This window comes from Cetobacterium sp. ZWU0022 (genome assembly GCF_000800875.1).
Classification (GTDB): Bacteria; Fusobacteriota; Fusobacteriia; order Fusobacteriales; family Fusobacteriaceae; genus Cetobacterium_A.
Genome location: NZ_JRJZ01000024.1, coordinates 1 through 26,021, shown reverse-complemented (window position 1 = coordinate 26,021; position 26,021 = coordinate 1). Strand labels below are relative to the sequence as shown.

At 29.8% G+C, this 26,021-nt stretch carries 26 protein-coding genes and 1 riboswitch; of the genes, 24 read left to right on the top strand and 2 right to left on the bottom strand.

From position 1 onward, the window contains the following. The 10 genes from L988_RS01715 to L988_RS01670 all read left to right on the top strand — a co-directional run bounded on the left by L988_RS01715 (nucleotide 1) and on the right by L988_RS01670 (nucleotide 6,923). On the top strand, nucleotides 1-453 hold the full coding sequence (locus tag L988_RS01715) for a hypothetical protein (protein WP_052191635.1): 453 nt from the start codon (nucleotides 1-3) through the stop codon (nucleotides 451-453). Continuing rightward, complete coding sequence (locus tag L988_RS01710; protein WP_047380934.1) at nucleotides 446-1,399, top strand: hypothetical protein; 954 nt, start codon at nucleotides 446-448, stop codon at nucleotides 1,397-1,399. Before L988_RS01715 ends, L988_RS01710 begins: the two co-directional genes overlap by 8 nt. Then, a complete protein-coding gene (locus tag L988_RS01705) occupies nucleotides 1,399-1,830 on the top strand; it encodes a DUF2577 family protein (RefSeq protein ID WP_047380932.1) in 432 nt (143 codons plus the stop codon). Before L988_RS01710 ends, L988_RS01705 begins: the two co-directional genes overlap by 1 nt. Continuing rightward, on the top strand, nucleotides 1,827-2,267 hold the full coding sequence (locus L988_RS01700; protein WP_047380930.1) for a DUF2634 domain-containing protein: 441 nt from the start codon (nucleotides 1,827-1,829) through the stop codon (nucleotides 2,265-2,267). The genes L988_RS01705 and L988_RS01700 overlap by 4 nt, the downstream gene beginning before the upstream one ends. After that, complete coding sequence (locus L988_RS01695; protein WP_047380928.1) at nucleotides 2,264-3,355, top strand: baseplate J/gp47 family protein; 1,092 nt, start codon at nucleotides 2,264-2,266, stop codon at nucleotides 3,353-3,355. Before L988_RS01700 ends, L988_RS01695 begins: the two co-directional genes overlap by 4 nt. After that, the gene (locus tag L988_RS01690) at nucleotides 3,345-3,887 is read left to right on the top strand and encodes a putative phage tail protein (protein ID WP_047380926.1); all 543 of its coding nucleotides are present in this window, start codon (nucleotides 3,345-3,347) and stop codon (nucleotides 3,885-3,887) included. Before L988_RS01695 ends, L988_RS01690 begins: the two co-directional genes overlap by 11 nt. A gap of 274 nt (nucleotides 3,888-4,161) precedes the next feature. Further along, complete coding sequence (locus L988_RS01685; RefSeq protein WP_047380925.1) at nucleotides 4,162-5,724, top strand: pyocin knob domain-containing protein; 1,563 nt, start codon at nucleotides 4,162-4,164, stop codon at nucleotides 5,722-5,724. A 12-nt stretch (nucleotides 5,725-5,736) separates the two neighbouring features. Beyond that, the gene (locus L988_RS01680; RefSeq protein WP_047380923.1) at nucleotides 5,737-6,288 is read left to right on the top strand and encodes a hypothetical protein; all 552 of its coding nucleotides are present in this window, start codon (nucleotides 5,737-5,739) and stop codon (nucleotides 6,286-6,288) included. A 1-nt stretch (nucleotide 6,289) separates the two neighbouring features. Continuing rightward, nucleotides 6,290-6,565: a hypothetical protein gene (locus tag L988_RS01675; RefSeq protein WP_047380922.1), complete on the top strand. Its 276-nt coding sequence runs from the start codon at nucleotides 6,290-6,292 to the stop codon at nucleotides 6,563-6,565. 109 nt (nucleotides 6,566-6,674) lie between these two features. After that, nucleotides 6,675-6,923 carry a hypothetical protein gene (locus L988_RS01670; protein WP_047380920.1) on the top strand — a complete coding sequence of 83 codons (249 nt, stop codon included), beginning with the start codon at nucleotides 6,675-6,677 and terminating at the stop codon, nucleotides 6,921-6,923. An 84-nt stretch (nucleotides 6,924-7,007) separates the two neighbouring features. Here L988_RS01670 and guaA read toward each other — a convergent pair whose 3' ends face one another. After that, nucleotides 7,008-8,558, bottom strand: coding sequence for a glutamine-hydrolyzing GMP synthase (gene guaA, locus L988_RS01665; protein WP_369798244.1), 1,551 nt, complete (start codon nucleotides 8,556-8,558; stop codon nucleotides 7,008-7,010). 52 nt (nucleotides 8,559-8,610) lie between these two features. Continuing rightward, nucleotides 8,611-8,708, bottom strand: a riboswitch (purine riboswitch). A gap of 161 nt (nucleotides 8,709-8,869) precedes the next feature. On the opposite strand from guaA, the gene rnmV reads away from it, so the two are divergent. Next, entirely contained in the window at nucleotides 8,870-9,430 is a 561-nt protein-coding gene (gene rnmV / locus L988_RS01660) for a ribonuclease M5 (RefSeq protein ID WP_047380917.1), read from the top strand. 38 nt (nucleotides 9,431-9,468) lie between these two features. Here the strand turns inward: rnmV and L988_RS01655 are convergent, their stop codons facing one another. Beyond that, complete coding sequence (locus L988_RS01655) at nucleotides 9,469-9,750, bottom strand: hypothetical protein (RefSeq protein WP_047380915.1); 282 nt, start codon at nucleotides 9,748-9,750, stop codon at nucleotides 9,469-9,471. 309 nt (nucleotides 9,751-10,059) lie between these two features. On the opposite strand from L988_RS01655, the gene udk reads away from it, so the two are divergent. The 13 genes from udk to L988_RS01590 all read left to right on the top strand — a co-directional run bounded on the left by udk (nucleotide 10,060) and on the right by L988_RS01590 (nucleotide 25,972). Beyond that, complete coding sequence (udk, locus tag L988_RS01650; protein ID WP_047380913.1) at nucleotides 10,060-10,692, top strand: uridine kinase; 633 nt, start codon at nucleotides 10,060-10,062, stop codon at nucleotides 10,690-10,692. A 4-nt stretch (nucleotides 10,693-10,696) separates the two neighbouring features. Next, nucleotides 10,697-11,314, top strand: coding sequence for a deoxynucleoside kinase (locus L988_RS01645; RefSeq protein ID WP_047380911.1), 618 nt, complete (start codon nucleotides 10,697-10,699; stop codon nucleotides 11,312-11,314). 100 nt (nucleotides 11,315-11,414) lie between these two features. Further along, entirely contained in the window at nucleotides 11,415-12,026 is a 612-nt protein-coding gene (locus L988_RS01640) for a LysE family translocator (protein WP_052191634.1), read from the top strand. Between the two features lie 35 nt (nucleotides 12,027-12,061). Then, complete coding sequence (gene mnmA / locus L988_RS01635) at nucleotides 12,062-13,117, top strand: tRNA 2-thiouridine(34) synthase MnmA (RefSeq protein ID WP_047380909.1); 1,056 nt, start codon at nucleotides 12,062-12,064, stop codon at nucleotides 13,115-13,117. Between the two features lie 153 nt (nucleotides 13,118-13,270). Continuing rightward, on the top strand, nucleotides 13,271-14,098 hold the full coding sequence (locus L988_RS01630) for an SIR2 family protein (protein WP_047380907.1): 828 nt from the start codon (nucleotides 13,271-13,273) through the stop codon (nucleotides 14,096-14,098). A gap of 113 nt (nucleotides 14,099-14,211) precedes the next feature. Next, a complete protein-coding gene (locus tag L988_RS01625; RefSeq protein ID WP_047380905.1) occupies nucleotides 14,212-15,060 on the top strand; it encodes a hypothetical protein in 849 nt (282 codons plus the stop codon). Nucleotides 15,061-15,079: 19 nt separating this feature from the next. Then, nucleotides 15,080-15,865: a RelA/SpoT domain-containing protein gene (locus L988_RS01620; protein WP_047380904.1), complete on the top strand. Its 786-nt coding sequence runs from the start codon at nucleotides 15,080-15,082 to the stop codon at nucleotides 15,863-15,865. Between the two features lie 53 nt (nucleotides 15,866-15,918). Further along, nucleotides 15,919-17,340 (top strand): cardiolipin synthase, encoded by a 1,422-nt coding sequence (gene cls / locus L988_RS01615; RefSeq protein WP_047380902.1) that lies wholly within the window; start codon nucleotides 15,919-15,921, stop codon nucleotides 17,338-17,340. 13 nt (nucleotides 17,341-17,353) lie between these two features. Then, a complete protein-coding gene (locus L988_RS01610) occupies nucleotides 17,354-17,857 on the top strand; it encodes a molybdenum cofactor biosynthesis protein B (protein ID WP_047380900.1) in 504 nt (167 codons plus the stop codon). Nucleotides 17,858-17,865: 8 nt separating this feature from the next. Then, the gene (locus L988_RS01605; protein ID WP_047380898.1) at nucleotides 17,866-20,397 is read left to right on the top strand and encodes a PD-(D/E)XK nuclease family protein; all 2,532 of its coding nucleotides are present in this window, start codon (nucleotides 17,866-17,868) and stop codon (nucleotides 20,395-20,397) included. Continuing rightward, entirely contained in the window at nucleotides 20,397-23,471 is a 3,075-nt protein-coding gene (locus tag L988_RS01600; protein ID WP_047380897.1) for an exodeoxyribonuclease V subunit beta, read from the top strand. The genes L988_RS01605 and L988_RS01600 overlap by 1 nt, the downstream gene beginning before the upstream one ends. Before the next feature lie 27 nt (nucleotides 23,472-23,498). Beyond that, a complete protein-coding gene (locus tag L988_RS01595; protein WP_047380895.1) occupies nucleotides 23,499-24,461 on the top strand; it encodes a thiamine ABC transporter substrate-binding protein in 963 nt (320 codons plus the stop codon). Then, on the top strand, nucleotides 24,461-25,972 hold the full coding sequence (locus tag L988_RS01590; protein WP_047380893.1) for an iron ABC transporter permease: 1,512 nt from the start codon (nucleotides 24,461-24,463) through the stop codon (nucleotides 25,970-25,972). The genes L988_RS01595 and L988_RS01590 overlap by 1 nt, the downstream gene beginning before the upstream one ends. Nucleotides 25,973-26,021: the final 49 nt, after the last annotated feature.

Below are 26,021 nucleotides of genomic sequence, written 5' to 3'. Positions count from 1 at the left end.
ATGATTTCTAATGTAGTTAATTACATATTAAAGGGAATGGAAATATATTTTTCTGTAGATAATAATAAAGAGATATTTAGACTTCCATATGTCCCTCCAGATGTTGAATTTGAATCACCACTAGATTTTGAAGTCTTTGAAACCACAAGTGGAAAGCTTTTAACTTTAATTGGAGAAACAGGACTAAAAACTTTAACAATAGATAGCTTTTTTCCTTCTAAATTTTATGGTTGGTTAGGAAATATAACTTTAGCACCATTGTGCATAGATTTTTTTGAAAAAAACAGAAATAAAAAATTAAGGATAGTTATAGTCAGCTTATCGATAAGAGAAAATATGGAATGCATAATCACAGATTTTAAATATAGTAAAAAGCACAATGGAGACATAAAATATAGTATTTCTATTCAAGAATATATAGACCCTAATAAGATTGGAGGAAGTGGTGCATAAATTAAAATTGATTCAAGGAGAAAAAGTTACAGATATAACAAATATGGCTGGTGGTATAAGTTTTACTACCAGCATAGATACATTAGGAGCATCTTTTGAATTTAATATGCCTAGAAGCTTTAAAGATTTAAGTTATGCTCTAACTGAAACAATAAAAACAGGAGATATTATTAAATTTCAAAATGAAAAAACTTTATTTACAGGAGTAATTATAGATATAGATACTCTTAAATTTTCAAAAGAAATAAAATGTTTTGATTTTTATTTTTACTTAAATAAAAATAAGATTATAAAGCAGTTTAATAATTTGAATGCATCAGCTTGTATAGAAAATTTATTGAAAAGCATAGGAGCGAAAGTAGGAAGTATAACAAGTATAGCTACTTCGATTGATAAAATATATAAAAATAATACTGTAGCAGAAATAATAGATGATATTCTAAAAATTGTAAATGAAGAGACAGGTAAAAAATACCTTTTAGAGATTGAAGATACAACATTTAGTTTGGTTTCATATAAAAAGATAAAAGTTCAAGTGACTAAAAATATTTTTGGAATGCCAACTTTAACAGAGAGTATGGCAGATATGAAAAACATTGTATTGGTAGTTTCTAATGATTCAGAAGATGAAAGTATTTATGCAAAGGCTGAAGATAAAGAAAGTATAAAAAAATATGGAATGCTTCAAGAGATAATAGAAGTTGATCCTGATAAAGATGATATTTCAAAAGTTAGAAATATAGCAAATACAAAATTAAAAGAATTGAATAGAGTTTTAACAACTTCAAGTTTGAGTGTTTTAGGAAATGATGAATTAAAAGCTGGAAGGCTTTTAGATGTTGAGATTAAAGAGTTTGCAATAAAAGAGGAGTTTTTAATAAAAAGTTGTACTCATACATTTCCTAAAGGGAATCACATTTGTAGTTTAGAGCTGGAGGTGGATTGATGAATTATCAATTGATGTTAGCTAAAATGTTTAAAGTAAATGAAAATAAAGAGATTGAATTTGAAGCTTGTATTGGAAAAGTTATTAAAGCTCCTCCAGAGACAACCATAAGTATTTGGGATGGACAAGTTTTTCTGTATCCACATCAATTATATATGAATGATAGATTGTATGATGACTATATAAGAAAATTTGATATAGATGGAGAGATAACAGAAATAACTATACAAACGACATCGAGTAATATAGATGCAGGACCAGGTCCTCATAAGCATAATCATGGAACAATAGAGGGAAAAGGAAAGTATAAGGCTATAGGAACAATTATAAATACGGATACACTTATAGTTGGGGATTATGTGAAGGTAGTTCCAACAGAAAAAGGGCAGAAGTGGTTTATTGATTCCAAGTATAGGAAGGTGAAAGAATGAGTATTTTTCCTATATTTAATGAAGTTTTAGATGTTAAAGAAAAGAGTCAGAAAAATGGGAGGAAAGAGATCTTATTTGATTTTAAAGCTAAAAAGGTTGTTATCGTTGATGGAAAAACAAAAGAAGCAACTGAAGTTGAGCAAGTTCGTCAATGGATTCAACTTTTGATATTAACCCAAGTAGATAAATATAAAGTTTATGAAGACACAGAGTTTGGTATGACTGATTTATATAATTTAAGAGGTCATAATATATTTAATACACCATTTGGAGTAATGGAGTTAGAGCGTGAAATTAAAGAGAAAATTATGAATAAAAAAGAAGTTCAAGAAGTGATAGATATAGCTTCAAGAGTTGAATTTAATAGCTTAAATATAGAAGTTACAGTGAAGTTAAAAAGTGGTGAAACTTTAACAAGTGAGGTGAGTATAGAGTGATAGAATACAAAGTTCCTACAATAGATGAAATAGAAGAAGAGATGTTAAATAATATATCGGATGATTATGTAAAAGATATTGGAACTTTTACAAGAGATATGATAAGAACATACGCTATAGAGTCACATAAATTTGAAAAGAAATTAGAAGAGTATTATAAAAAGTTAGATATTTATAATTTAATTGGAAATGAACTTACCAAATTTGTTGAACAAAGAAAAGGCCTTCATAGAAAAAGTGCAAATCCAGCTAAAGGAGTTTTGACAGTTGAAGGAACAGGGGTTATTAAAATTGGAGATGTATTTGAAACAGCATCAGGAAATAGGTATAAAGCAATTGAAGAGGTAGTTATAAATAAAGTAGGGGCTGTCAATATAGAAGCGATTGAACCAGGAAGTACTGGAAATGTTGGAGCTAATTCAATTGTTTTTATTCCAGTAACAATTCAAGGAATTTCAAAAGTTACAAATAAAGCTCAACTAATAGATGGGTATGATGAAGAAACTGATGATTCATTAAGAGAAAGATACTTAATTGAAATTCAAAAGCCTGCAACGAGTGGGAATGTTTATCATTATATGCAATGGGGAAGAGAAGTTGTAGGTGTTGGAGATGTAAGAGTGTTTCCTTTATGGAATGGGAACAATACTGTTCAAATAGTAATAATAGATGATAATAAAGTAATAGCAAATCAAGAGCTAATAAATAGAGTACAAGAATATATAGACCCAAAAGGTGCGAATAATAGCACTTGGGGAACAGGTTCTGGAGCAGCTCCAATAGGAGCTTATTGTACAGTTAGTACAGCGATAGCTAAAACTATCAATATAGATTGTGAATTAGTTTTAGAAAAGGGGTATGAACTAGATTCGATAAAACCTTTAATTGAAGATGAATTAAAGAGATATTTGAAAAGCATTGCATTTAAAAAGAATAGCGTATCCTATGCACTTTTATCAAGTTGGATATTAAATATTGATGGAGTTCAAGAGTGGACAACTTTTACTATAAATGGTAATCAAGAAAATATAAAAATAGAAGAAAAAGAAGTGGCAGTATTAGGGAGTGTGAACTTAAGTGTCTCATAAAGTCCAAATAATAAGTAATTTACATAAAGTATTTAGAAGTGATTCTTATATAAATAATTTATTGGGAGTAGCTGGAGAGAGATTAGATAATTACGAGAAAAAAGCTGAAGGATTAGAGAAGGAATTCTGGTTTGATAGTATGTCAGCCTTAGGTATAGCTATTTTAGAAGATCAACTTGCATATAATACTATGAGTAATACTTTAGAAGGTAAAAGAGAAGAGTTAGAAGGAAGATGGAAAACTTCAGGCAAGTGTGATTTGAAACTGCTTCAAACAATAGCCAATTCATGGAGAAACGGTGAAGTGGCAGTATTGTTTACAAATGCGTGTATAAAAGTAACGTTTATATCTATAATTGGTATTCCAAGAGATGTAGAGGTATTAAAATCAGCAATAAATGAAGCTAAGCCAGCACATTTACCAATTGAATATACTTTTAGATATAGAACTTGGGGTAATTTATTAGAAAATAATTGGAGATACTACAAACAGTTTACTTGGGGACAAGTACTGAGAAGGGAAGGGATTTAAAATAGATAAGGAAAGAGTAGAATTTATAGATGTTGAGTATCCAGACTACGATGCGACAGCCGATATTGAAGTTATAAATGGGAATATTAGAAAATTAGTTGAAAATGCAAAGGAGCAAGATGTTCAAATAAAATCTAAAGAACCTATTATTAATAAAAAAACAGGATTTAATTTAGATAAGACCGATACAGTAGAAAATACAACGGTAAAGTTATTTACAGCTAAAGGAGCGTTAGATTTAAAGAATTGGGTAGTAGAAAATTATACAACACTTATGAATAATATTAGAGACACTTTAACTAATATGATAAATTTAAAATTACCTCATGGGGGGTATAGTGGAACAGGTTTAGACTTACAGAATAATAAAGTTGATAAATCTATAACTATAACTGCGGGTAAAGGTCTTACAGGTGGTGGGAATCTATCAGCTAATAGAACTATTAATATCTCAAATGCTGATGGCTCTTTAGTTATTGGTGATGATGATATAAAAGTTAATATATATGATGGTGTTGACTCTACATCAACTAACCAAGCAGCCAGTCCTGCTTCGGTAAAAAAAGCATATGAATTAGCTAATACAATGATACCTAAAAATTCACTCAATATAAATACTTCAGTGGATTTAAATGATTTTGAAACGAGTGGATTTTATAATGTTTATACAAATGGTACAACTGTAAAACTCATAAATGCACCAATTGGATTTACGTATGGAACTTTAATAGTAATAGGTCGAGGAAAATCCAGCCTCTCTTTTGTTACACAGATTTTAACAGAAAAGTCTAGTGGATGTACTTATATTAGAACTAGAAATGATGGTAGTTTTGCTTGGTTACCTTGGAATGCAATTTATGGAGTGATGAATAAACCTACTAAATTTGATGTAGGACTAGAAAATGTTGATAACACTCAAGATTCAACTAAAAGTGTTAGAAGTGCTGCAAGATTGACAACTGAAAGAAAAATAACTATTGGGAAAAAAATAAATATATTTGATGGTACTTCTGATATAGCTTATACTTTGGCTGATGTGGGTGCTCTTTCAAAAGATGGTGATAGATTAAATGGAGAATTAGGAACGGTTTTAAATAATGCAATATATGGTATTAATCAAATGTCAAATGCCCAAGAAGGAACTACTACAAATTTATTAAGAAGATTTCGAAATTGGTATAATTCAACAATATATCATGAGGTTGTTGATTCAAATGGATGGAAGATGTTTACAGGAGTAGATCCTACATACCCTTTATTTGAAATGTCTGCTGACATGAATAGGGGACTTAGAATTTATAATGGTTATAAGGTATTTCATGAAGGATATAGACCAACACCTGAAATGATAAATGCACCTGCTCTAAAGAATACACTCATTAGTGAAGATTGGAATACAGTAAAAGCACCTGGCTATTATAAGGTTCAAAATAATACAGGATTAAACAAACCACCAGGGTACGCATATGGAATATTAGAAGTTATTCGAGGACTAGACAACTCTGAAGATAGAAGTGTTCAAATATTCTATCCACATAAAACAGATGAAGGCCCTAAGATAAGAATGCACAATGGTAGCACTTGGAATGCTTGGACAGAAATATATACGAGTGGTAAAAAGCCAACTTATTCTGATGTTGGTGCTATTGGAGGGTTAAGATTAGGAACTGTAATTTCAAGGCAAGTATGGAACTCAAGCCAGTCAGCTACAGAGGATAAAGGGTACGTCACTACAGCAGTTAGAAATACTAATGCAGACAATTATCCAGATAATGAATATAGAAGACCACTTCAGGCATTAGTAAATGGTTCTTGGGTTACGGTAGCGACAGTATAAGGGAGAATTTAAATGATAGTAAAAAAATTTTTAAATTTTATAAATAAAATTCAAGAAATAGATGGTCATAAAGTCGTATTTTCAACAAGTGATAATGGAGTAATATGGCATGAATTTTCTAATTTAAGTCCTGATGAAGGGTTTTATTTTATGATGTTAAATAATCAAATTATTTCTAAGACAGAAAATCCAAGTTTAATTTGTCCTTTAGAAAATTCGTCAATCTTCTCTATGAATAAAGATTCTTTTGATATAGGAAATTATGTTTATTATGATAGTATAAATAATGTTTTAATAAATATAGAACCACCTCCAACATCACTACATGTAAAGTATAATGGAAGTAAGTGGGAAATTGTAGCTACATTAGAAGAACAAATAAAATATTACGAAAATAAAGTAATTGAAAAAACAAAAGAGCTAGAAAGTTTAAGATTAGCTGGATTTGAAGGAACGTTAAAGTTTTTCAATCTAGAAATAGAAATAGTAGAATTAAGAAAAAAATATTTAGACGCTAATCATGAATTAGCTTTACAAATTGATAATAAATTGAGAGGAGCGTAAGATGGAATTTATCCAGAATCATATAGAATTAGTTTACTTACTAATTGGAGCAATAGCTGGAGTTTTATTACCTAAAGCAAAAACAAATTTATTTGGGCAAAAGTTAGGACAGAAAATACCTAAAAAACTGGCTGTAATTATAGCAGACCAAATAGATTCGTTTGAGAAAGGATTAAGACAACAAGATGTTAATGGAGATAGTTCGCTTGTGTCTAATGAGCAATTATTAAAAGGAACTGAAGAGTTAAAAATAAAATTGGGTTTAGACCAAAAATAAGCTGGAGGTGGGGAAACATAAAAATAGATCCATTTAATTATAAAATTAAAATGATAGAGTTAAAAGTATTTAGAAAAGCAAATTCAATAAAGGAGTTGTTTAAAATTTAATGGGGAATATAGAATACATAAAATTAGGATTAACAATAGTAACATCATTAGCTAGCGTTTTAGGATTTTATCATAAATTTATTATGAGTCAGATAGATAAAAAAGTAGATCAAAAAATATATGATAGCGAAGTCTCAAACATGAAACAACAAACAAAATATAATTATATTAATTTAGAAAATAGGATTGTTTTAGTTTCAGATGATGTAAAAGTAATTAAGGAATATCTTCTAAATAATAGAAAATAAATCAAATGGGTGCATTTTGGGTGCAGTCATAAAAAAAACACCTTGAAAACCATTGGTAATCAAGGTGTTTTGTGCTTTAAATTATTATTCCCACTCGATAGTTGCAGGTGGCTTAGAAGAGATATCATAAGTCATTCTGTTGATTCCCTTAACCTCATTTATGATTCTATTAGATACTTTATCTAAGAACTCATATGGTAATCTAGACCAAGTAGCAGTCATAAAGTCGATAGTGTTAGCAGATCTTAAAACAGCAGTGTACTCATAAGTTCTTTCGTCTCCCATAACTCCAACTGATTTAACAGGTAGAAGTACTACGAAAGCTTGGCTTACTTGTCTGTATAAGTCAGCAGCTCTTAACTCTTGGATGAAGATATCGTCAGCTTCTCTTAAGATATCAGCTTTCTCTTTATCAACCTCTCCAAGGATTCTGATTCCAAGTCCTGGACCTGGGAATGGATGTCTGTCGATCATGTGGTCAGGAATTCCTAACTCTCTTCCAACAGCTCTAACCTCATCTTTGAATAACTCTCTTAAAGGTTCTAATAGTTGGAACTTCATATCTTCAGGAAGCCCTCCAACGTTGTGGTGAGATTTAATTGTAGCAGATGGACCTTTTACAGATTGAGACTCGATAACATCTGGGTAGATTGTTCCTTGAGCAAGGAAGTCTACGTCAACTAATTTAGATGCCTCATCGTTGAATACTTCAACGAACTCTTTTCCAATTATTTTTCTCTTAGCTTCTGGATCAGCAACACCAGCAAGTTTGCTTAAGAATCTCTCTTCAGCTTCTACACATTTGATGTTCATGTTGAAGTTCTTTCCGTATATCTCCATAACGTTTTTACCTTCGTTCTTTCTAAGAAGTCCAGTATCAACGAAGATACAGATAAGTTGATCTCCAATAGCTTTATGTATTAATGCTGCGGCAACAGAAGAGTCAACCCCTCCTGAAAGTCCTAGAAGAACTTTCTTGTCTCCAACAGTCTCTTTTATTGATTTTACAGTTTCTTCAATGTAGTTACCCATTGACCAGTTTTTTTCACAGTTAGCAACTCCAAATACGAAGTTCTCTAACATCTTTGTTCCATACTCAGAGTGAGTAACCTCAGCATGGTATTGGATACAGTAGATATTTTTTTCTACGTTAGCAGATGCAGCTATACAAGAATCTGTATGAGCGATTTGCTTAAATCCTTTTGGTAATACAGTAACGTGGTCTCCATGACTCATCCAAACTTGGTTTAAGTTAGGAACATCTTTAAATAGAGGACTCTCTAAGTCATCGATAATAAGCTCAGCTTTTCCGAACTCTTGCTTGTCAGCTCTTTCAACTTGTCCACCAAGTAATTGAGATGTTAATTGCATTCCGTAGCAGATTCCTAATACAGGGATTCCTTGCTCATATAATGCTTTGTCGATCGTTGGTGATCCATCTAAATAAACTGAAGCAGGTCCACCAGAAAGGATGATACCTTTTGGTTCTCTAGCTAAAATATCCTCTAATGGTTCAAAATAAGGAACTACTTCTGCGTAAACTCCCATTTCTCTTACTCTTCTTGCTATTAATTGGTTGTATTGAGAACCAAAGTCAAGAATAATGATGCTATTTTTCTTCATAAAAACCTCCAAAATATAATAAAAAGGGACAATCTCATACTATAAAAAAATAGAAAATAGACTAATCCCTTAAACTTTTTTCCATAGAAACTAATTTACGGTTAGTTGTAGAGACGCTGCACCATATTTGCAACTTATACGAATATTTGTATTTACTTTTGAAACATTCTAGCATGTAATTGCTAAAAATGTCAACTTATAATTAAATATTTTAATCACAAGCGTTAAGTCCTATAACCAATAAAAAATAAAAAATAGTATTAGCTGTAAAAAAATGTTACAATTGTAAAGTTAAATATATTTTGAAAGGATATATAAAAGTTATGAAAAAAAAGATAAAAGAGGTTATTGTTGTTGAAGGTAGAGACGATATCTCAGCAGTAAAAGCAGCAGTAGATGCTGAAATTATACAAACAAATGGGTTTGCTATAAGAAAAAAAGGAAATATTGAAAAGCTAAGAGTAGCTTATGAAAATAAAGGTATTATAGTTTTAACTGATCCAGATTTTGTAGGTGAAGAACTGAGAAAATATATTTTAAAGTTTTTCCCCGCAGCAAAACAAGCATATATAAGCAGAAAAGAAGGCTCTAAAGATGGAGATATCGGTGTTGAAAATGCAACTCCAGAAGCTATTATAAAAGCCCTAGAAAATGCAAAGTGCGAAGTAGCTCAAGATGCAGAAGCAGTTTTCACTATGAACGAACTGATTGATCACAAACTTTCTGGAGCACCTGAATCAAAAGATTTAAGAGCACAACTAGGAGCAGAGTTAAGAATAGGATATTCAAATGCAAAGCAGATGTTATCTAAATTAAATAGATATGGAATAACTATGGATCAGTTTTTAGAAGCTATGGATAGAATACAAAAAACCAAGGATTAATAACCCTTGGTTTTTCTTTTACTTCCTACTATATTAAATTAGAAAGAGATTATTTCAGCAGTAGCTTCGTACCACTCACCCTCTTCATCCTCTCCAAACTCGATAAAGAAGTTCACTTGAACATCTTCTAAAGTAAATCCAACACAGTTTTCCTCAGCAACAGTGAAGAATTCAATTTTTTTGAATTTTATAGCATCTAACTTTTCAGCTAAATCCTCTCTTTGTTCAAAAAGTTCGATGATATCCTCTTTTATGAAGAACTCTCTCTTTTCAAACTCCTCGTTGATTCTATCTATTTTTTTCATTAACTCTTCTGTCATATCTTCCTCCTAAAATTTAAAAATTTTTTTAATTCTTTTTACTATCTTTACTAAAGATAATATAAATTTAATTTTTTTTATTTCAAAGGGAACCTTTTCCAATGCCTTTCTCATTTGAAGGTCAATGTCTTTTTCTGTCATACTCATAAAAAATCTTCTCCTTTAAAAACAACTATATCGTAAAGTATACATCAAAAAAAATATATAGTCTATATTTATATTATATTTTATTTTTTTTTGAAAAGTGTGCTATAATATATAAGATTATAAAAAATTATACGCAGTAACACTTAAGGAGGAAAACAAAACATGAAAAATTGCATATTGATCGGAGTAGCTGGAGGAAGTGGAAGCGGAAAAACAACTATAGCACATAATTTAGCAAAAGCTTTCAAATCAGAAGACGCAGTACTAGTTGAGCAAGATGCTTATTATAGAGAGCTAACAAACTTATCATTAGAAGAAAAAGCAGCAGTTAACTTTGACCACCCGGATTCTATCGAGTTTGATCTTTTAAAAGAGCATTTAACTAAATTAGTAAACGGAGAGGCTATCGACAGACCTATATACGATTTCACAACTCACTCTAGAAAAGAGGGATGTGTAAGATTAGAGCCTTCTAAAATAATAATCGTTGAGGGAATACTTATATTTGCAGTACCAGAAATCAGAGAGCTGTTCGATGTAAAAATATTCGTAGATACAGACGCAGATGAAATGATTTTAAGAAGAATTGAAAGAGATATGACAGAGAGAGGAAGAAGTTTCGAATCTGTAAAAAATCAATACTTAAAAACTGTAAAGCCAATGTACTTAGAGTTCTGTGAGCCGAGTAAGAGATACGCAGATGTGATCATCCCAAGAGGTGGAGAGAACAAAGTTGCAATCGGAATGGTAACAAGTAACTTAAAAAGATTCCTTCAAAAAGGAGTGTTAGGATAAGATTATGAAAAATGTTATCTGTATAGAGGGAGTTGTTGGAGCTGGAAAGACAACCTTAGGAGAACTATTAGCTAAAGAATTATCTATTGAGTTTTTTCAAGAACCGTATATAGATAACCCTTTTTTAGATAAATTCTATTCAAATAAAGAGAGATACTCATTGCTAAGTCAGATGTATTTTTTAAACAAAAGAATAGATATAATAGAAGAAGCTTCTAAATTCAATGGATGTATAATGGATAGAAGTATCTTTGGTGATTTTTTATTTGCAAAGATGCATCTGAAAAATGGTTTCATGAGTGAAGATGAATTCAATTTATATGAATCTTTTTGGAAAAAATTAATATCAGCAAGAGAGAATCCTGTGTTGATAGTTTATTTAGAAACAAGTGTAGATAATGCTATAAGAAAGATAAAAGAGAGAGGTAGAGATTTCGAGATGGGTGTCGAGAAAGAGTATTGGAACTCTCTGAACGAGGAGTATTCGAACTTCTTTAATGAATATAACGACTCAGTTGTTTTAAAAATAAATATAGATAATATGGATATAAGAGATAATGACGAGGATAGAAAGCTATTTTTTGATATGGTTAAATCTAAATTGAGGGAGCTAAGCCTGTAAACTCTCTGAAAATGAGGAATTTACTTTGTTTTTTAATATTTTTGTGTTAAAATTTAGGAAACAAAACAATTATGGAAATACACTTTTGAGGAGATTGAATATGATTTTTTTTAAAGGTATAATAACAGGTATAATATTATCTCTTCCGTTTGGTCCTGTTGGAATCTATTGTATGGAAAAAGCTATGACAGAGGGAGAGAAAAAAGGGTATGTATCGGCACTAGGAATGGTATCAGTAGATGTAATCTATGGAATAATATCTTTTCTTTTTATAAGTAGAGTAGATGATTATATATTAAAATATGAAGCTCCGCTACAAGTGTTGATAAGTGTATTTTTGATATTTGTTGGAAGTAGAAAACTTTTAACTCAACCAGAGATAAAAGAGTCAGAGGATGATAACTACACTTTGGTGCAGGATTATTTCGAGATGTTTTTACTTTCAATATTTAATATATCGTCTCTATTAGTTATTGCAGGAATTTATACTTTATTGGGTGTGATAGACTGCGATATAAAAGAGATGACAGTATTAGAGTTAGGAACTGGAATTGGAATTGGTGGAGCATCAATGTGGTTTGTTACGATGTTTTTAATTCATCATTTTAAAAAGAGAGTGACACGTGACATTTTAATCAAAATCAGTAAATTCTCAGGTCTTATAATTCTAATATTTGGAATTGCAACTATTATATTTGCCTTCTACAAATAATAATAGGAAATAATATTTCTTAAGGATGGTAATTTATGAACTTAGAGTTTAAAAAAGAGAATGAAAAAAAAGTCATAGCAGTGGCTATGAGTGGTGGTGTTGATTCGTCAACAGTTGCTTATCTTCTAAAAAAACAAGGTTATACAATTTTTGGTGTAACAATGAAAACTTGTGGTGAAGAGGATAAAGATGCAAAAAGAATATGTGATGATTTAGGAATCGAACATTATCTTTTAGATGTTACAAAAGAGTTTGGAAAAGAGGTTATTGATTACTTCGTAGATGAGTATAGCTCAGGAAGAACACCTAACCCTTGTATGGTTTGTAACAGAAAAATTAAATTTGGAAAGCTTATAGAGTTTGCAAGAGAAAAGGGAGCAGAGGCTTTAGCAACTGGTCACTATGCAAACATAATTGATGGAACTTTAGCAATCGGTGACGATATGAATAAGGATCAAGTATATTTCCTTTCTCAAATTAAAAAAGAGAATCTAGATTATATAATATTCCCTATCGGAAAGATGGAAAAACCAGCAGTTAGAGAATTAGCAAAAGATCTTGGTGTAAGAGTTTACGCTAAAAGAGATTCGCAAGAGATCTGTTTCGTTGAGGATGGAAAATTAAAAGAGTTCTTAATGGATAAAACTGATGGTAAAATAGGAAGACCTGGTAAAATAGTTGACTTAAATGGAAAAACTTTAGGAAAACATAACGGTTTAGCTTTCTATACAATCGGACAAAGAAAAGGATTAGGAATCGCATCAGCAAACCCACTTTATGTAGTAGCTTTAGATAAAAAGAATAATACTGTAATAGTTGGAGATAATGATGATTTAATGAGAGATAGCCTTATAGCTAATAGTTTAAATCTATTTTTAGTAAATGAAGTTAAAGAGTTAGACGGAATGAACTGTTTTGTAAAAGCTCGTTCAAGAGATAGACTTCATCCTTGTACAGTAAAAGTTATTGATAATGATGTTATCGAAGTGATCTTCACTGAAGATAATATAAGAGCAGTAACTCCAGGACAAGGAGCAGTTTTATATACTGAGGATGGAAAAGTTATAGCGAGTTCTTTCATAATTAAATAAAAACGGCAATAAAATTTGAACCTGTAAAGTAGATTTAGTCTTTTTACAGGTTTTTTTTATATTTTTTGAAAGAATATGCTTGTTAAATAGCTAAAATTAAGATATACTTATATTGCCAAAGTGTTATTTTTTTTAAGAAAGAGAGGTGTTACTATGAGTTTTTTCAATAAATTTAATGATACAGATAAAATAAATCTTTTCTTAGGAGATTTCTTGGTTAGACAAGCTGGTTATCCCACAAGAAGAGAGTTAGCAAAACTGTTAATGAAAGATATGAAAGAAAATATAAAAGGCTATATTAGAGATGAAAACTCTTTATTCCAAGTTAGTCAAGTTTACTTAGATGGCGTTGTTAGCAGTAGAAGTTCATTATTGAGAAAAATCAAAAATTTGTATGAAACAAATAGAGAGACTTCAGAATTACTAAATGTTTTTTCTGAGAGTGATAAAATAAATGCTGTTTTTTCTACAGATTACGATATAGTTTTAGATGATATAAATTCAAGTAAGGTAGTAAAAATATTACCAACAGATGAAAATATATGTACAGCATTAAACGGAGAGATCAAGCATTACAAAGTATTAGGAGATGTAAATAGACATGAAAAATTGTTTGTTTCTATTCAAGATTATAGAAAACTAAATGTTTTAGATTTCTATAAAAATTTCTTTAACAACATAAGAGAGGATATAAAAACATATCCGACGCTAATTTTAGGATTAGATTTAAATAATATAGATTTTATTGATATGTTAGAATCAATATTATCTACGATAGAGAAAAGAGATATTATTTATGCAGTGAGCAACTCAAATGTTTTAAAAACAAAAACAATCGAAAGATTGAATGAGTTAGGAATTAAACTGTTACCTCATAGTGAAGAGGAGTTCTTTAAAGAACTGAAATGTTATCTTTGCTCAGAGGAGTTAGAGGAATCTGAATTACAAGAGGCATATATTGGAAAAAAGCTCTTTCGGTAATTTCAGAAGATTCTGAAGCAGAAACATGTGATGAGATAGTAGAGGTAGAAACAGAAACAGTTTTAGAAACTATAGAGGAAGTTTTAGAAGAGGAACATTCTGAAGTAGTTGAGTTGCCTATAGTATCTGTATCAGATGTTACAAAAAGAGAGCCAGAGGTATTAGAGGTTAAAAATGAAGATTTTAAATTGATGGAGAGTGCTTTAGAGATAAGGTATAGCTCTTTAAAATTGGATAGGTTACCAATTGAATTTTCAACTATAAAGGATATGAAAAATCAAAATCTAATAAAAACTTTTGGGATTACCGATTTAAAAATTGACGAATTACATTTAAAAGAATGTAGCAGTAGAATCGTTGAAATAAATAAGAGGAAATATTTAGAACTAAAGAACAGAGAGTTTAAGTTAGGTTTAGAGATAGACTTAAAAGAGGATGGCTCTTTTAATACGGTTGTAAATAATTACTACTATAAAATATTTAAAAATAATAATGTAAAAAGATTCCTGTTCAATGTGAAGCTTTTAAAAGAGATTTTTGTTGGACATCTTATCGAATTAAAGGGTGAACTATTAACAGGAAAAGTTTCTTTTGAAAATAGAATTGAAGTTATGAAACTAGATCTATTAGAAAAAGAGATTTTAGAGTTAGGAGAGGCTAAAAAAGAGAGATTACTTCAAGAGGAGAATTCATTATACTCACTAGCCCTTTTAAATGTAATAGATAAAACACCAGTACTACAAAGCTGGATAAACTTCAGATGTGACTTGGATAGAGTTGAATTTATCGAAGGAGACAAGATATCTGTTGAAAGAGTTCATATTATTAGAGGAAATGACTTTAATATTAGAGAAAGAATAGTTACTACTTCTCCAATAGAGGCGAGAGAGCTAAAACAAACAGAAGTAGTTGCTTACAGAAAAACTTGTGAAATTTCACTAGAAAAGATACCTAGAAAATAGTAAAGAGGTGTTTATTTTGATGTTAAACAGTAATATAAACAGGGAAGAATTTTTCAAAATATTCTCAATAACTGAAGAGTATTTTGAATCTACAGGTTTAGATTGGGATGAACTTATGAAGATTTATGCTGACTATTTAAAACTGGTTCCTTATTTAGAAAAAGAAGCTGAGCATATAGTTTCTAAGCTAATTGATAGCGTGGGAGTTCACTCAGTGAGAAGAAGAGTTAAAAAAGCGACACACCTTGTAGAAAAGATTATAAGAAAGGGTCGTAAATACGCAGACCGTGGAATAAATGCTGAAAACTATAAAGAGATTATCACTGACCTTATAGGAATACGTGTGCTACATCTATTTAAAGATGACTGGCGTGGAATTCATGGAGAGATTACGAAACTTTGGGATACAAAAGAGACTCCTCAGATTAATATAAGAAGAGGGGACTATAATATTCAAGATTTAAAAAATACTATTCAAGACTTAGATTGTGAGATTATAGTGAGAGATCATGGTTATAGATCTATTCATTATTTGATTGGAGTTCCAGTTACAAAACAAGATGAGGTACTTGTAGAGATACAAGTTAGAACGGTGTTTGAAGAAGCTTGGAGTGAGATAGATCATTTGATGAGATATCCATATGATGTAGATAATCCTATTATAACTGAATATCTTGGAATTTTTAACAGACTTGTTGGAAGTGCCGATGAAATGGGAACGTTTATAAAGAAAATAAAAAAGGAGTTCTCTAACGGAAAAGGTTTAGAGGATAACTTTAGAGAGTTGGATTTAAAATTCAAATAAAGAGAAGAGTTTAGACTCTTCTCTTTTTTCTAAAAAAATTAGAGGTGAGTTATGTGAAAGAGATATTGATAGCATTAAAAGACTACTTAGTTTTTGTAAATATTATATTCGCAATAATCATTATATTTTTTGAAAGAAAGAGACCTGTGTTTACTCTTTTTTGGATAACCATACTACTATTGACATCATATTTTGGATTTATAGTTTATCTTTTTTTTGGCGTTAGTTTTAAAAAGAGAAGAGCTTTGGCAAAATATTATTTAAAAAGTAGCCATGAATATTCAAAAAGTTTAAATAAGAAATCAATGGTAAGCATAAAAAAATGGCTTGGATTAAGCAGATATTTAGATGGGGTTCTTTTAGGTAAAATGACTCACAACAACAGTTTTATTTTCTATCGTAAAAACGAATATTTTTTTAATAGTTTAACTTTGGCTATTAAAAATGCAAAAAGATACATCTATATGGAGTATTATATATTTGATGATGATGAGGTTGGTGGACCTATATATGATTTACTTTTAGAGCGTGCAAAAGATGGTGTTGAAATAAAAATAATTGTAGATGGAGCTGGAACGAGGGGTGTTTCTAAAAAAAGAATTGAAACTCTGAGAAAAGCAGGCATTATGATAGAGATATTTTTTCCATCGTATTTCCCATTTATAAAGATTGGGAATTTGAGAGCAAACTATAGAGACCATAGAAAAATAACTCTTGTAGATAATGAACTTTGTTTTTCTGGTGGCTTGAATATAGGAAAGGATTATATTGGAAAAGGGCGACTTGGAAAGTGGCAAGATATAGGTTTTTCAATTAAAGGTGAGGCTATTATAGATTATCTTCATGAGTTTGAAAGAAGTTGGAAATTTTTGAAAAAAGACACAACAGATATTTTTGAAAATCCAACTTTACAAAAAAGAGAGTACCAGCTGACACCTATTCAAGTTGTAAGCTCAGGGCCGAATTATGAGTTTCATACAATAAAGGATACAATTTTAACTTTGATAATAAAAGCTGAAAAAAGTATACATATACAAACGCCATATTTTATTCCGGATGAACCAATTTTAGAAGCTCTGAAAGGAGCGCTTGTTTCAGGAATAAAAGTTAAGATTGTTATTCCGAGTGTTGGAGATCACGCTTTTGTCTACTGGGCAAACCAATATTTTTATGGTGAGTTGATTGAACTAGGAGCAGAGGTTTATAAGTATAAGGATGGATTTATTCACAGTAAACTTATTGTGGTAGATGGAGAGATCGCACTTGTAGGAACAGCAAACTTTGATTATAGAAGTATGTATCAAAATTTTGAGATAAGCTTACTAATTTTAGGAAGTAGTATAACAGAGCTAGAAAATAGAATCAAATCTGATATATTAGAATCAAAAAAAGTAACTTTGAAAGAGTATAGAGAAAGAGGAAAAAAAGATAGAGTGCTAGAATCTATATCGAAACTGATAGCACCGATACTATAAAAAGGAGATAGAGATGATAAGAGTAGCTATAATAACATTGAGTGATAAGGGTTCAAGAGGAGAGAGAATAGATGTAACTGGAGAGAAATTAAAAGAGATTTTCGAAAGTCATAAAAATTATGAAAATGTTTACTATAATATGTTACCAGATACATATGAGGAGATTTGTGAGGAGTTAAAAAAACTAGCAGATGAGGATGTTGCAGATTTGATTGTAACAAATGGAGGAACTGGTTTTTCAAAGAGAGATGTGACACCTGAAGCAACTCTCGCAGTTATAGAGAGAGAAGCTCCTGGAGTAGCAGAGTACATGAGAGCAAAATCATTTGAGATAACACCTAAAGCTATGTTGAGTAGAGCAAGATGTGGGATAAGAAAAGGAAGTTTAATTTTAAATCTTCCAGGAAGTCCAAAAGGAGCAACTGAAAATCTAAATTTTGTTATAGACGCTTTAGTTCATGGAATTGAAATATTAAAGGGAGTAGCTATAGAGTGTGCAACACCTATGAAAAAATAGGAGGAAAAATGAAGTTTGAATATGTAAGCTATGGGGGGTCTTTAATTCAGGGATTGAAAAAAGATCCCTCTGTCCTGTATGTATTTTCTGATTATCCTTTAAAAAATAGTCAGAGAAAAGAGAGTAAAAGAAATATATTTGAGCCAGATCCAGTGTATCTAACAATTGAAGAGTTTAAAGATATGGCTTTTAGAACAGATAAAATAGTTTTGAGTGAAGCAAAAAGATTTGTAAGTTTATATAACTATTTGAAAAAAGAGTTTGCAGAAATAAATATAACGAATTATTTTGAATCAATAGAGTTTTCAAATAAATTTTTTAATTATTATACAGAATTGAATAGAAGTTTGTGTGATGAATCTATAGTGTTGGAAGAATGGCAGAAACAATACTTTGAAATATTTCATAAATTTAAATCTAAATATGATATATATTTAGAAGAGAAAAATTATATTCCAAAAGATTGGGTTGAGAGTTTAAAATATTTGAATCTATCCTCTTTTAAAAAATATAAAAAAATTATGTTTGTAGATATTGTTAGTTTCACTCCTTTAGATAAAGTTGTTATTTCAAAGTTGGAGGAGTTTATAGATGTAGTTATTAGAGTTCAAGGTGAGCCAGGAGTTTTTGATGAGGAAAACTTAGAGCTGAAAGATATATATCTGCCAAAAATTCAGAAAAATGAGATAACAGTTTTAGAGGTCCAAGATGAGCTTGAACTAATTGGAAATCTTTTAGACATCATGAAAATGAAAAATCATACAACAAATATTTTTTCACCTGAAGCTGATACAAATGAGTATTCTAAAATATTTCCTAATAATTTTATGAGAGGAAGTTTTTATACAATAAATGATACGAAGTTTTTTAAATTTTTGACTGCTCAAAGTGATTTGATCTCTAATTTAGAACCTAGAATGGATAATCTTATTCCGATAAAAAAATTCTTAGAGGGAGTAAGAAATTTAGAAATGCAAGATTACTATGGGATACAAAAAGAGGATATGGAGTTTATATACTCACAAATGGATTGGGATTATAAATATATCGGAGAGGAAGAGAACGAAAAGATAACTGAGATATATAAAGATATAATTAAAGTTTCAGAGTTTGAAACAATCGATAGATTTATAGATTATTTTAATGAATTACTTTCTTTAGAGATATTCCAAGAGAAAATATATAAAGATTTCTACGATAAACTTCAAGAATATATGGGGTACGCTAAAACAACAGAGATAATGTTAGAATCTAAAGAGATAAAAGGATGTTTTAAAAATGGCGGAGATATTTTGAAGTTTTTACTACAATACTTCAATGATGTCGAAATTATTAGAAATGATAACAGTGAAGGTAAATATCTGATAAAACCTATGGGAAATTGCAAAGTTATTACTAATTCAAGAGAATCGATATTTATAAATTTAAGTACAAGATATCTTCCAAAAATAAAGAGAGACTCACTTTATTTAACAGAGAAGCAAAAAAAAGATAATGGATTTACCTATTATGAAAAAGAGAGAAAAGAGGAGAAATATAGATTTTACCAAAGCCTTTTGAAAAATAGATATAATATTATAATCTATATGAAAAATGAGAATAGCGGAGAAGCTGTTTCACCAATTCTTTCAGAAGTTTTAAATAAATATAGAGTAAATAGACTAGAAAAAACTGTTTTTAGTGAAGACATCTTAGAGAGATTAAAAGCATTGAAATCAAATGCTGTTCCAGAATTCTTAGAAACTAATCTTTTAAAAAGTAAAGAGGATTTTAAAGATGGAGAGTTGAGTATAGGGCCATATGACTATGATACTTTGATGAGGTGTGAGTATAGGTTTTATCTAAATAAAGTTTGTTCGCTTCAAAACTTTGAAAAAGAGGATACGTTAGGACTCTCTCTTAAATTCTTGGGAACATATGTCCATGAAGTTTTTGAAAAATTGACGGATAAAATGTGGAAAAAAATACTGAATCTATCTGACTATAGTGTAACGTACGAAGAGGTAGAGGAGTTACTTTATAGCAGTTTCCGTAACAATAGAAAAAGAGTTCCAATCTATTTAGATAACTATTTTACGGGTATTTTAATACCACGTTTTGCTAGAAATATTTTGAAGTTTTATAAAGAGATTGAAAATCTATACATAGAGAAAAAGGTAAAACGTATAGAGAGTGAAAAAAATAGTAGAAAAGAACCGTTTTTAAAAGGAGATGTCGAAGTTACATTAAGTGGAAGGGTCGATTTGGTAATTGAAACGACAACAAATAATCATATAATAGATTTTAAAACAGGAAGTAAAATAGATAATCAATTGGATTTTTACTCTATTATGTTATATGGAGATGAAACGAAATCTCAAAAGTCAATTTATAACGCTTTTGAAGGAAAACTTGAAAATCAGGATAAGGTAAAGCTGACAAGAGAACTTTTAAAAGAGAGATTGATAGAGTTTTTTAAAGAGGAGATATACTCTTTAAGTGAAAAGAAAAGTGGGTGTCTATATTGTGAATATGGAGATATATGTAGGAGGGAGTTCTAATGAAGGGGATAGTTTTAAAAGCGAGTGCTGGAACAGGAAAAACATATAGACTATCTTTAGAGTATTTAGCTACTCTTTTAAAAGGTGAAAACTATAAGGATGTCCTTGTAATGACGTTTACTAAAAAAGCGACTTCAGAGATTCAAGAGAGAGTTATTCTATTTTTAGAGGAGATGTATAGAGATAAAGAATCGAGTTTATATGAAAATTTAAAAAATCTATATCCTGATTTGGATTTGTCTTTTGAAAATGTAAGAAGAGTTTATTATGAGGTTTTAGACAATAAGGATAGATTAAAAATTTCCACAATAGATGGATTTATAAATAATATATTTAAAAGTGTAACAGCACCTTATTTAAATATATTCTCTTATGAAATTATAGATGATACTGAGAATACAGAGATTTTATTGAAATGTTTTGAAAAAATTGTAGAGGATAAATCTGAATTTGATAGATTTAAAATATTTTTACAAAATAGAACAGAGCGGGATATAGAAAAATATCTAGATATACTTAGAAAATTGATAGATAACAGATGGAAGTTGATTTTGATAGAGCAATCTCAAAATTTAAAATCTAAAGATGGATATGAGTCAACAATATCAATTGATAAATTAGTGAATCATTTAATCACAACTTTTACTGCTGTAAAAGAAAAGAAAAAAGATGGAAAACCTTTAACTGATTATATGTCAAAGGTTATAAAATGGATTGTTGAAAAGGAAACTGCTCAGCATTTAGATTATATTATTGAGAATTGGAATGAGATATTAAAGAGTGAAAAGTGTTGGGATGGAAGAAGAGTTAGAACAACAAAATCTATCGATTTAGATTGTGAAATAGAGATTTTGTCGAAGGCTTTTTCTGAATTGAAAGAGGAGATATCAAAAGAGGTTTTCAATAGAGAGATTTTAACTTTCGAAAAGGAGATATTATACTTTATTCAAAATTTATACTCTATATATGATGAGATAAAGTTTTCAGATAAAAGATTTACACATCTAGATATAAGTAGCTATATGTTCCAATATATAGATAGGCCAGAGATAAACCTTATAAAAGATGGATATATAACAGAGTATTTTAAAGATATATTTGATAGTCAATTTAAAACTGTTTTCATTGATGAGTTTCAGGATACAAGTGTTCTTCAATGGAGAATTCTAAAAGGTCTTATAAATAGTTGTGAAAATCTGATATGTGTTGGAGACGAAAAACAAAGTATATATGGTTGGAGAGGGGGAGAGAAAGCCCTTTTTGAAAATCTGCCTGATATAATCGGAGTTTCAGAGGAGACTATGAGTACGTCTTATCGTAGTTGTAGGCATATTGTGGATTTTACAAATAATATATTTAATGGAGTTTCAGAAACTTATGATGAGGTTGCAGAACTAGAATCACATACCTATAAATGGAGTTTCTCACCTGTCGATGGAAAAAGTGAAGAGCTTGGATATTTTGAAGTTTTAAGAAAGCAAGAGCTTTTTGCAGAGGATGGCGATGATGATTTAGAGGAATCTATAGATGAAGATCTAGAAGAGGAAAATATGATTGAAACTATGGTAGATTCTATTGAGGATAACTTTAGAGGAGACTATGGTGGAATAGGAATCATAGCTAGAAGTAATAAGCAGTTGAATGAGATTGCCAATGCTTTAAGTGATAGAAAAATACCATTTATAATAGATTCAAATGATTCAATAATATATCATAGAGCTGTAAATCCAATATATAAACTACTTAAATATAGTGTGAACAGAGATATGTTTTCACTTTTAGAATTTTTAAGAAGTGATATAGTTAAAATAGGAAATATTGAGATAAAATCTTTACTTAAGAATTGTTTGAATGAAGATGAGAGTCTTCAGAAAGATTTGAAAGAGGTTATAAAAAAAATTGATGATATTTTGGAAAAGGGATTAGATAATAGAAATTTTGTTTTAGATGTAATCGAAAACTTTAATCTATCAGAGCATTATTCTGGAAAATCAGATTTAAAAAATATATTTCAATTTTTAGAGATGTCTAAAGAACATGAAAATCTTTATGATTTTTATAATTCGTTGAGTAGTGAAAAGAAAAATCCTAAATTTAAACAGGTTTCTTTAGAGGAGGAGTCTGCAATAACTCTTTTAAGTATACATAAATCTAAGGGACTTGAATTTGAAACTGTTTACTATTTCCATCAGGTACAGAGAAAAGGATTAAATAGTGGAATTCAATTTCATATAGATTTTAAATCACCATTTAATGAGATAGAAAATTATATCTTTGTAGATAAAAAGTATGAAAAGGTTTTAAAGTATCTAGATGGAAATTATGATTTTTTAAAAGAGTTAGAGATAAAAGAGGAGCAAGAGGAGATAAATAATATCTATGTTGCTCTTACAAGAGCTAAAAAAAATCTATTTTTAGTATTGGGAAATAGTGAAAATAGATATTTAAAGAGTTCAATAGATGGACTATTACACTTAAAGTGTGGTAAAATTAGTAGAAATGAAAAAAGTGAAGAAAGTCATAGATTAAAAAATGTAGATCTTTTAGAGTCTATAGATTTCGTTGAAAAAGAGATTGCAGAGTGTGAACAGCCAAATAGAATGCTATTACTAGATGTAGTTACAGAGGAAAAAAGAAGAGTTGGAAATGCAATTCACTATTATTTAGAATTTATTATAAATAACAGTGAAGATGAACATGTAGAAGCGAGAGAGAGAACATATTCAAAACATGCTTCTATAATTGGTGAGGAAAGATTAACTCAAATTTTAGATGGTTTTGAGTTTCAGAAATTCTTTGAAGATAATCCGATTATATTTTCAGAAGAGTGGGATTATATCTATCCAGAGTATGAGATATATCATGATGGAGAGCTAAAAAGAATAGATAGAATTATGATAAAAAAGCCAACTAAGAGCAGTGATGGAAAAATTCTTGTAGTGGATTATAAAACTGGAGGAATCAACCAAGCACAATTAGATGAGTATATAACAATAGTAAAAGCTCATCTAAATAGTTTAGATGTTTTTGAAAACTACATTGTAACAGGTGAGTTTTTAGAGATAAAACTATAAATTAGAAAAAATGAGAAGGGGGACGAAGTGAAAAAGTCAGTATTAACAGGATTATTTTTTATGAGTTTAGTATCGTTTGGAGAAGAGATAGTGGTATATGGACCGGAATCGATGAAGTGGATAGAAAGTTCAGCGGGTACAATTTTTAAAGAGAAAACAGGAGTAGATATCAAATTTATTCCTATAGATGGTTTAATTCCAAGAATGAAGTTAGAGAAAAGAAATCCTAAGGCAGATATAGTTGTTGGTCTAACAGATATAAACTATTTAGAAGCTAAGAAAGAGTTACTTATAAAAAATTATAAGCCTACAACAGCTTCAAATATAGTTAATAAAGATTTTATAATTGATAGTGAGTGGTCAGTTACTCCGATAGATTATGGAATGTTAGCTTTAAACTATAACTACGAGAAATTGAATAGAGATTTGAGAACATTTGAAGAGTTAAAAACATATTCTAAAGAGCTTTTAGTTCAAGATCCTAGAAGCTTTACTGGAGAAGGATTTATGTTATGGACAATAGCTGTTTATGGAGAAAATTGGTTAAAATTCTGGGAGGATTTAAAACCAGCTATTTTAACAGTTTCATCTGGGTGGTCAGATTCTTTTGCTAAGTTCTCAGTTGGAGAGGGAGCTATCATGAGTGGTTATGCTTCAAGTTCACTTTATTTCTATCAAGATGGGAATGGAGAAAAATATAAGAGTTATATTCCGGAAGAGGGAGGATATGTCTATTTAGAGGGAGCAGCTTTAGTAAATAAGAAAAATGTGAAGGAATCTTCACAAAAATTCTTAGATTTCATACTAGAACCTGAATTCCAGAAATTAGCTTTAGAAAAGAACTATATGTTCCCAGTTATAGATTATAAATTACCAGAGGATTATAAACTTGTTCCGACGACAGATAAAATAGTAAAGCTAGATCCAGAATATGTTGCTCAAAATATGGAAAATTGGAAAAAACAATTGATTGAGGTATTAAAAAAATAATGAAAAAAAATAGAACCTATAGCTATATCTATCTTGTTCTATGGGTGACACCTTTAATTTTTTTTGTTAGAGATTTCTTTCAAGTGAGTGAGATTAAAAATTTAGATTACTTTGAGTATTTTAAACTTTTCAAAATCTCACTCCTTCAAGGAGGAGTTTCTGTATTTTTCTCAACAATAGTTGCTTTAGTGCCAGCTTACTATATGAGTTATAAGAGGAATACTCTTACAAAACTTTTAGAGGGGCTTATATTTATACCATTTTTCTTTCCAACAATCTCTACAGTAGTTGCGTTTACACTTATATTTAATCTACCATTTTTAAAAGATTTTAATATTCTTTACAGTTTAAAGGCTATTATACTTGCAAATGTATTTTACAATAGTCCTATTATGATAAAGTACTTGAGTCAAGGGATGAGAAATATTCCAAAAAATATTGTAGAGGCTGGTAAAATAGATGGATTAAATGAGATTGGAGTTTTCTTTAAAATTAAATTACCACTTATCTTCCCTCAGGTTTTCAGAGGAATGTTTTTAGTATTTATATACACGTTTGCATCTTTTGGTGTCGTTTTAGCTTTAGGTGGAATACGTTATTCTAATTTTGAAGTTGAGATAGCAAATACACTTTTAAGAGATGCTAACTTCACAAAAGCATTAATATTAGGTGCATTTCAGTTTTTATTTTTAATAGCAATAAACCTCTTAGGAGAACTTTATTCACCATACGAATTAGAGGGAGAGTTTCGTCAAAAAGAGATTTCTTCGTGGGTATTTTTATATTCGATTTTATATTTTCTAATAGAATCGGCAGTAGTTTTAATAGGGATATTTTATGGCTTTTATAACTATTACATTGGAAAGTTTTCTTTAGATGGCTTTATTAGACTTTTCAATCAGAGTTTTAATAGCTCATATCCTGTTCTCGAAGGAATTAGAAACTCACTCATATTAGCATCTATAACACCGATATTTGTAATTATATTTACATATCTACTTCTAAAAAATTTTACGAAAATGACAAGTGCAGTTGTTTTCTCTACAATGGGATTTTCGAGTGCATTTTTAGGAATAGCTTTAATATATATAAATATACTTTATGATATAAAGTTATGGATACTTTTAATAGTTGGATATTTCCTAATCACAGTTCCGATAGCATATTCATTTATGTATCAATATGTGAGGGAGTTTCCAAAAGATATCTTAGATTTAGCTAAGATAGATAGACTTTCACCTTTAAAAACCTTTTTATTAATAGAGTGTCCTATATTAAAAAATGTTTTTTTAGGAACATATTTACAGATATTTGCAATTATTCTAGGAGAGTTCACAATATCTTACTCAATGCAGCTAGGAAGAGATTTTCCAACCCTGGCATTAGTTAACTACTCACTTTTTTCAGATAAGAAACTTCTAGAAGGTGCAGCGCTATCATCTGTAAATATAATAATAGTTGTTGCCTTGTTTTACATATCAAATAAAATTACAGAAAAAGGAATCTGTTAACTAAAGATGAAAAATAGGTCCAATTCCTTAAAAAGGGATAAAGATTTTC